This window comes from Oleiphilus sp. HI0066 (assembly GCF_001635725.1).
Map to the genome: position 1 here is coordinate 1 of NZ_LWFH01001084.1, position 3,098 is coordinate 3,098.

General features: G+C 46.5%; 3 protein-coding genes. 2 read left to right on the forward strand and 1 reads right to left on the reverse strand.

Annotated elements, in window-relative coordinates:
* Window positions 1-530, forward strand: a 530-nt coding sequence (locus A3738_RS13670) for an NAD(P)-binding protein (protein WP_197473856.1), incomplete at its 5' end; no start/stop codon positions are given.
* Between the two features lie 94 nt (window positions 531-624).
* The gene (locus A3738_RS13675) at window positions 625-1,398 is read left to right on the forward strand and encodes a hypothetical protein (RefSeq protein WP_156504256.1); all 774 of its coding nucleotides are present in this window, start codon (window positions 625-627) and stop codon (window positions 1,396-1,398) included.
* Here the strand turns inward: A3738_RS13675 and pta are convergent.
* On the reverse strand, window positions 1,376-3,098 hold a 1,723-nt coding region (gene pta / locus A3738_RS13680), incomplete at its 5' end, for a phosphate acetyltransferase (protein ID WP_156504257.1). The genes A3738_RS13675 and pta overlap by 23 nt on opposite strands.

Genomic DNA, 3,098 nt, shown 5'->3' on the forward strand with positions numbered 1-3,098 from the left:
CACTTATCTATAAAAAAGCACATTTGTTTTATGCAAAGCTGTCCGGCCGCTTGCAAGGTTTTCAGCGTGCAAACGCGAATACATCCATGTGTAGTCAGGTTGCGCAGGGCGCTGATGTGATGCTCGTCGGGCTTGGCCGCGTTGGCTTAGGTGCCTATCACGCGCTGGTTAAAGCCGGAGGTAATGTTGTTTGGGGTGTAGAGATAGATGAGTCACGTGTTGCAGGGCACATCAATAATGGCATCACAAATGTGATTCATGGCGACGCAGATGATATTGAGTTCTGGGAATCGCAGGATCTTGACCGAGTAAAACTTGTGATGCTCGCGATCCCTAATGTAGAAGAAATGATCAACATTATTGAACAGCTCAAATTACGCGATTACAAGGGAAAGATTTCAGCCGTTGCGCAGCATGATGATGAGCGTCTACTGCTTTTATCTCATGGTGTGGATGTGGTGTTCAATTACTACTCTGAGGTTGGCGCAGGCTTCGCTGAAGAGACTTCTCACTTGCTTCAAGAAGCTTAGTTACATGTCACGGTTGCGGATATTTGTCTCAGTCGTTTTTGTAATCCTATTTGTGGGTGTCTCGACTCTAGCTAGTGCAGAAAAAACGCTTCGCGTGGCAACACTTAATTCCGAGTGGTTTTGGACTCCTCATGATGGTCATGTCGACGGATCAAGATTCAATAAGGGTGATCCGTCTGTTTCTGATTACGACAAAAAACTTGGGTTCTATCGTGAACTTATTCTTGATCAAAGTATAGATCTTGTTGCGTTTATCGAAATCGAAAATAAGCAGGTTGCGAAAGATATCGTCGATGCACTTGGTGAGGGCTGGTCTTATGCATTCAAACAAGGGCGTGATACGGCAACGGGGCAAGATGTTGCGTTTGTTTGGAAAGATGCAGAGCAAATTAAGGTCACAGATTTTGGATTCCCGTCAGGGCATGTGGATGGCTATAAGCCTAAACGGTTATCTAAAGTCTTAGGCTTAACCCTCAGATACCGAATCGGTGATACCGATAAAGATGTTTCTTTTGCTACTACGCATTTTTTATCAAAGCGGAAGGAGTCACCCAAAAAGGCCTCAAAGCGATTAATGCAATCAAAGGGTTTGGTGAAAGGTGTGCAACAATTTGATCAAGCGCGCATTGTTGTATTAGGTGATTTTAATGACTTTCGTGCTTCTCCAGTTCTCAAAACACTAGAAAAGCAGCTAGAGCTGCGCAATGCATCAGTTTCCTGCGACTCAGTAGAGCATAAGGCCAAGCGAAAGCTTCGTTATATGATCGACCATGTCTTGTACAAAGGTTTCTCGTGTCAGCGGTACCAAAGTATATCGATGGCACCTTACTCTGATCATCCCATAATTATTGCTGAGCTTGTTCTTTAGCGTCGTCTGCTTGTTTTGATTGAATCGCCGTGAGCGCAATCGTGTAGATGATGTCATCTACTAATGCGCCTCTCGATAAATCATTAACCGGCTTGTTTAGACCTTGGAGCATCGGGCCCATGCTTATGACATTCGCACTTCGCTGAACAGCTTTGTACGTCGTGTTTCCAGTGTTCAGGTCGGGGAAGATAAATACCGTTGCTTGTCCCGCAACAGGGCTGTTTGGCGCTTTCTTCGCTGCGACACTTTCAATTGCAGCAGCGTCATATTGCAAAGGTCCATCGATCAAANGGTCTGGACGACGAGCTTTTGCGATCTCAGTTGCTTGTTTTACTTTCTCGACATCGGCCCCCGCACCGCTAGCGCCTGTGCTGTAGCTAATCATCGCTACTTTTGGCTCAATTCCAAAAGCTAGGGCTGAGTCTGCACTCTGTATCGCGATGTCCGCCAACTCTTCAGCGTTAGGGTCTGGATTGATTGCACAGTCACCATAGACCAGTACTTGCTCTGGCAAGCACATAAAGAAGACCGAAGAGACAACAGTGGCTGATGGTGCAGTTTTGATTAACTGAAGTGCTGGGCGAACAGTATTTGCTGTCGTGTGTACAGCACCTGAAACTAATCCGTCTACTTCATCTAAGGCAACCATCATCGTCGCAAGAACTACATTATCTTCAAGTAGAGAGCGTGCCATATCAGGCGCTAAGCCTTTGTGCTTGCGTGCCTCCACCATATGAGGAACGTATCTTTCACGCACTTCGTCGGGATTGATGACTTCTATTTCATCTAGAAATGTCAGACCTTGTGCTTCAGCAACCGAGCTAATGTCGCTGCGCTCCCCAATCATAACGCATTGAGCGATATTCCTTTCTTGGCAAGCAATCGCAGCAGCAACGGTGCGCGGTTCGTTTCCTTCAGGTAAAACGATACGTTTTTTGGCGGAACGAGCGCGAGACGTAAGCATGTGGCGAAATGCAGGGGGCGACAGGCGACTCTTTCGCTCTTTGGCGCATACTTGAGCGAGCCATTCCAAATCGAGATGCTCGGAAACCATACTCACAACCTGACGCATTCTGGCTTCATCATCGACCTGCACGACACGGTTAAGGTTAGCAAGAGCTGCTGCCGTTCTAAATGTGTCAGTTGGTGTTGATAGAAGCGGTAAACCAGCTTTTAAAGCGGCTGCGCAAAGCTTGTGTATGCGAGGGTCGATATTCGAATCACTTGTGAGCAATATGCCCGCGAGAGGAATGCCTGATAAGCCAGCCATACACGCAGCGACAATGACGTCACTTCGGTCTGACGGTGTTACCACAAGCGTGCCAGGCGTTAGCCTAGGAATGATATTGTCTACGGTCTTTGCAGCAAACACGATGTCATAAATTCGGCGATAGTCTGATTCACCTTCGTTAAGCGAGTTAACTTCTAATGTGTACTTAAGATCACTGACCCTTGGGGCTGCGAGTTCTTTTAGAAGTGGTATTGCACCAATTAAATGGAAATTATTGGTAAATACATTTAGGTCACTTATTGAAACGAGGCGCGCTGAAAAGTCCTCATCAGATATTTCTCCAACGCGATTTAATACTACTCCAAGCACGTCAGGACTCTCCGTGCCGTGATATAGCGAAGCCGCAACTTTAAGGTGTTTAGATAATTGAGTGGGTGTCCGTTGATTGACGTCGGCGACAAGAATAACG